This window comes from uncultured Altibacter sp., from assembly GCF_963972995.1.
GTDB lineage: Bacteria > Bacteroidota > Bacteroidia > Flavobacteriales > Flavobacteriaceae > Altibacter.
On the sequence record NZ_CAXAXI010000055.1, the window covers coordinates 1 to 5,515 of the forward strand.

Annotated in this window: 5 protein-coding genes; all 5 read left to right on the forward strand. The window is 46.2% G+C overall.

Features of this window, described 5'->3' with window-relative positions; genetic code table 11:
• Positions 1-1,379 precede the first annotated feature (1,379 nt).
• Entirely contained in the window at positions 1,380-1,616 is a 237-nt protein-coding gene (locus tag AACZ11_RS12880) for a hypothetical protein (protein ID WP_339832723.1), read from the forward strand.
• Between the two features lie 130 nt (positions 1,617-1,746).
• On the forward strand, positions 1,747-2,019 hold the full coding sequence (locus AACZ11_RS12885) for a hypothetical protein (protein ID WP_339832724.1): 273 nt from the start codon (positions 1,747-1,749) through the stop codon (positions 2,017-2,019).
• Positions 2,020-2,046: 27 nt separating this feature from the next.
• Positions 2,047-2,772, forward strand: coding sequence for a hypothetical protein (locus tag AACZ11_RS12890; RefSeq protein ID WP_339832725.1), 726 nt, complete (start codon positions 2,047-2,049; stop codon positions 2,770-2,772).
• Positions 2,773-2,863: 91 nt separating this feature from the next.
• Positions 2,864-4,930: a glycosyltransferase family 9 protein gene (locus AACZ11_RS12895; protein WP_339832726.1), complete on the forward strand. Its 2,067-nt coding sequence runs from the start codon at positions 2,864-2,866 to the stop codon at positions 4,928-4,930.
• 46 nt (positions 4,931-4,976) lie between these two features.
• Positions 4,977-5,515, forward strand: a 539-nt coding sequence (locus AACZ11_RS12900; RefSeq protein ID WP_339832727.1) for a nitroreductase, incomplete at its 3' end; no start/stop codon positions are given.

The window sequence follows — 5,515 nt, forward strand, 5'->3', positions numbered from 1 at the left end:
GAAAGCAACGACGCGGAGTTGGTAAGGTGATTTTCAGCTTGCTGAAAAATTCCTATGAAATCGCAGATTCACGAGCACCGAAATAACAAATCAAAAAACGCGAGTAAAAGGCCTCTTTTTTTGTTTCTTTTTTGGAGGGGCAAAAAAGAAAAGTAGAAAATAAAAAAGAGATTCCTCATTGCATTCGGAATGACATTGGTAGGTGAACAGTGAAGGGTGAGCGCTTCGACAAGCTCAGCGTGACAAATCTGTATTAATATAGGAAAATCTCTTAGAACTAAAATCAGCTTCAGAAAGTATTTCCCACAGCACATATTACTAAATAAAAAGGTTTCCGGCTAGGACATCCTTTTTATCAGCATAAAATGCAAAAAGTTCGGAAACCCAGAGAGCGTTAGCGAACGCCGAGTTTTTGCATTGGTTTGGAATGCGTAAGCATTACAAAATGCCTATAAAAAGGATAGAAGGTCTTTTTCTTTGCAACTTTCTTTTGGACCGGCAAATGTGAAGCATTCATGAATTCCTTTGAAAAACAATAAGAAGGCATGAATAAAAGAAAGTTGAGAACAATTCATCAATTGAAAAAAGAAAAGAAAGAAAAGAGATTCCTTATTTCATTCGGAATGACAGTTTCATTGTCATTCAGAGCGAAGCGAAGAATCTATACTGCCATACCCCTTCTCGATACAGTGCCCTTTTAGCCATGACCGGTGAGCAGTGAATGGTGACGGGATAAAGCTGCTTAGCATCAAAATCGGCCTCAGAAAATAACCCACGAATCACAATACCAAACCAAAATCTTCCTTATTATGCCATCCTTTTCGTCAAGAATAACCGAAGCCAAGCTCCGAGATTCAGGAGTTGCTGAAAGCAACGACGCGGAGTTGGTAAGGTGATTTTCAGCTTGCTGAAAAATTCCTACGAAAAGGCCTCTTTTTTTGTTTCTTTTTTGGAGGGGCAAAAAAGAAAGGAAAGAAAAAAAATAAGTTAAAAACAAAAACCTACTACTTCAGCTTTAATTCAGCTTTACTTCGGCTTTACTTCGGGTATACTTCGGCTATACCTTGGCTGTAAGCAATGTGAACATCGGTTATAAAGCAACGGCAAGATAAGACAGTATACTGTCTAAAGCCCCGTCATAACTAGGATTAACACGATATCACATGTATGAGATATGCGTAAAAACCCCTCACGTCGAACATGGTCTTCAGAGATCTTAAAACTGTACGAAAATTCTAGAATGTGTTAAATTTCATACGAAACAGAACGATCTAACGTTTTTATTCTATGCACGCATAGTATGTACGCTCTGCCCCATCAAGTTTCACCCGGTGCAAACACCCTTCCCCACAGGTATGGCATCATAAAAACGAGAAAGCATGAGACAACAACGCATTTGTATTTATCACAACGACGTTACGCTCCTAACGGGAAAAGGCGAACGTTCCGCCCGAAGGATCCTCCAATCCATTAGAGAAAGCTCCGGTAAACAAGACCATCAGGCTATCACCGTTTGTGAACTCGCTCAATACTTGGGCCTCGATCCCCAAGTCGTCTATAAGACCATCAATAACCTGCCTTTATTGGAAGAAGAAGTCGTAAGAACCGATAGCTGAGGTACTTTTGAAAAAAAAAGTACAACGAGGGTAGGGTAAAGGCAAAGTGAACTGTTGTAGGTATAGAGGACGGTTCAACCATCCTTGAAATTGAACTTTATTTTTTGTAAGTTTATAAAAAGGCTTCAATATGAAAAGACGTCACTTTATTAAGAAATCCGGCCAGGCACTTTTAGCGGCCGCTACCATTTCCATTACCGGAAGCCTGATCGCTTCGTGTAGTTCAGACGACCCTGCATTCTTTGATGATGGGTATTATGGCGATGGTTACTACGATGATGGCTATTACGACGACGGATACTATGACGATGGCTATTACGATGACGGCTATTACGATGACGGCTATTATGACGACGGCTACTACGATGATGGTTATTACGATGATGGCTACTACGATGATTAAACACCTTAAGCGACTAAACAACACGATATGAAACGCAGAAATTTTATTAAGAAATCGGGACAAGCCTTACTGGCTGTTTCTACCGTGTCAATAACCGGCCACCTCATTACTTCCTGTACGCCTGAAGATTCTGAAGACTTTTTCGGGGATGGCTATTACGGCGACGGTTACTATGGCGATGGCTATTACGATGATGGCTATTACGATGACGGCTACTACGATGACGGCTACTACGATGACGGCTACTACGACGACGGTTATTACGATGATGGCTACTACGACGATGGGTACTATGATGACGGCTATTATGACGATGGTTACTACGATGATGGCTACTACGACGATGGCTACTACGACGACGGGTATTATGACGATGGTTACTACGATGATGGGTATTATGATGATGGATACTATGGGGACGCGCAGGAATTGATCGACATCCTCTTGGATGGCACTTGGATCGTACAATCCTACATAGACAGTGGTAACGACCAAACAGGAACCTATGCCGGCTACAACGTCGACTTTATGACAGCCAATAATGTCGTGGCGACCAACGGTTCCAATACCAACAACGGTGTCTGGCTGGTGAGCAGCAACGGACAGCAACTCAACCTCGCCTTCTCCGGGGCACCTTTCGATGAGTTCAATGACGAGTGGGATGTATTTAGCGTCGAACCTACCCGAGTAGAACTCCGCGATGTAAGCGGCGGTGGCGGTGGAACCGATATCCTGGTATTTGAAAAACTATAATCGGAAGTAATGTTCCATAACGGGACAGTCCATTCCTTTCAGTACAGCAATCCTGTTCTTGTGAATGGAGTGTCCTTTTTATTGCGATGTAATGAGCACAGTTCTATTCTTGCATGATACCGGCCTAGCCACGCCCAGAGGAGCCGAACTTACCATAAAACAACTCATTCGGCTTGGCGAAGACAGAGGCCATACCGTGGTCCTGGACTACCTTAAAGATTTTGAAGCGACCAAGAACCACATCCAAAAGGCCGATCTTGTAATTCTGAACAGTACCTCCCGCTGTACCTTCGAACTCGATCTTGTTTCCTTTCTTCTGAAAAGTACCACGCCTTACGTCAAAGTGGAATACGATTACAATTTCTGCATACGCCGAAACATCCTCTGTACCGTGGACCGAAACGTCCGAAGCTGCTGTCATCCCGATAAGTTTCACCTGTTCCGAAAGTTGTTCGCTCAAGCCCAATTCAATGTCTTCCAATCCCCCAAACATTTCGAAGCACACGAACACTTCTACGGCGAAGCGGTGGCCAAAAAACTCATTATGCCTCCTACCGTAGATGTGGCGGCCCTGCAACCTTCCGAAGAGAAACAGGACGATACCATTCCTTTCTTTGGTGATGTGAATTACCTAAAGGGCGGCCATGAATTTGTTACCTACGCCGAAGAACACCCCGAGACCCGTTTTAAGGTCTACGGAAGGAACCGTTTACGACGGGAGATGCCCCAGAACATGAGCTTTCACGACCCCATTCCCAACGAAGAAGTACTGAATATCTTAGGAAAGACCAAACGCTTTTTTTGTAAACCGGTCTGGCCCGAACCTTCCGGCCGTCTCGCTGCGGAAGCATTCCTCTCCGGTTGCGAGATGATCGCCAACGACCGGGTAGGGACCTTCTCTTTCGATTTTTTTCCGAAGGATAAGCAACAGGCCGCAAAGGAAATGGAGCAAGCTCCCGAAACCTTCTGGAAGGAGGTAGAAGCCGTTCTTGCCTCACAACCCCCTTCCGAAGCGAAAGCTCTGGGAAAGGTGTTGGTGTACAAAAGCTACGGCGGACTGGGAGATATCTTCTTCGCCATTCCGGCGATCTACAAGCTGGCGGCCGTTTCCACCGATTTACATTTTGCCGTGGCACCGCGCCTGGTGGATTTCTTTTCCAAACACCTCAAAGGCCTTACCGTAGTGAACGAAAAGGAGGTGCGAGAGAACGAAGCCCCCTACGACCATATCTACGAACTGGGCAATTACCCTGCGTTTAGAGGCTACGATCTGCCGCATGCCTTAAAATATCCTACCCACAAAAAGGTGAAGCAGCACGCCATTCAGCATTATATCGATACCATAGCAAAACTTCATAAGGACATCGATAACCAATTAGACGGATACCCCTATTTTGAAACGCATAAAGACCCTGACAAGCCTTATTTTGTGGTACATCACGGGGCGGGCTTCTTGTTAAAGATCTGGCCTACCCAAAAATATGCGGCCCTCATCGAACGTCTCGCCGAACTGTATCCGCATTTGGACTGTAAGATCATTATGGGACCGGACGACCCGGACATTGCGCAGTATTTCACCAAAGAGCTGCCGCATGTGTCCTTCGTGACCGGTGGTATGCTGGAGGTGGGGGATGCCATGGCCGGAGCGCTCTTTCATATAGGGAACGATGCCGGGATCACCCACGTGGCGGGAGCTTTCAATGTACCTTCGGTGGGTATTTACGGTCCTACCGGCCCCGGAAGCTGGGGAAGCTTTGCCGAGCACAACGAGCTGATCTGGGGGAAGAAGGGCGTCTGCGCCATTCGGTGTAATTATGATGTGATCCTGAATTGCGAACACAAGATCTGCCTCAACTCGGTTACGGTGCAGCGAGTCCTGGAAGCGCTCTACAAAGTCTTGCAACGTGCCTATCCGGAACACGACAGCAGTCTGCACCTGAACCCACAGGCGGTGTTCGAGTTTACCGAAGAAGATTGCTTGGTAACCTTGGGCGATAACGAACTCTTGCTCGAATATCACAATGATGAAATGAAACAGAACATCGAGACCTTGTTCAAAGCACCTGCTTCGGCACATCCTTCGGAAGGGGATTTTGCCATGGTCATCGATGTGCTCAAACAACAGCATATTCTGTTTGAAGTACCTTCGTTTCAGTAAGGGAGTGTGTGCTTTTTAGTATCTTTCCGAAGCATAAACAATAGCTATGATCGTAGAGACTATCAAGAACCGACGTGCGGTGTATCCTGCACAGTACAACACCGAACCCATTTCAAAAGAGGAGATACAACAAATCCTGGAGGCAGCGAACTGGGCACCCACCCACAGACGCACCGAACCCTGGCGCTTTAAAGTGTTCTATGGCCCTGCCAAAGAGAAGCTTAGTGTCTTTTTGGGCGAGAAATACCGGGAGACGGCAACCCCCTTTTCAGAATTTAAATTCAAGAAGACGCTGGAAAAACCTTTGCAATCCGGCTGTGTCATCGCCATTTGTATGCAACGTGACCCCAACGAATCCGTCCCCGAGTGGGAAGAGGTCGCCGCGACTGCCATGGCGGTTCAGAACATGTGGTTAACGGCGCACGAGCTCAACGTAGGTGCTTATTGGAGTTCTCCGTCGGCTATCAATTCCTTTCATGAGCTGGTGCCACTAGAAGCAGGGGAGCGTTGTCTGGGCTTTTTCTTTATGGGAAAATACACCGGAGGACTTCCCGAGGGTGTGCGTAAAACGTCCATCGAAGAAAA

Coding starts and splice junctions, on each gene's coding strand:
- AACZ11_RS12880 (WP_339832723.1), top strand. CDS start 1,380: ATGAGACAACAACGCATTTGTATTTATCACAACGACGTTACGCTCCTA.
- AACZ11_RS12885 (WP_339832724.1), top strand. CDS start 1,747: ATGAAAAGACGTCACTTTATTAAGAAATCCGGCCAGGCACTTTTAGCG.
- AACZ11_RS12890 (WP_339832725.1), top strand. CDS start 2,047: ATGAAACGCAGAAATTTTATTAAGAAATCGGGACAAGCCTTACTGGCT.
- AACZ11_RS12895 (WP_339832726.1), top strand. CDS start 2,864: ATGAGCACAGTTCTATTCTTGCATGATACCGGCCTAGCCACGCCCAGA.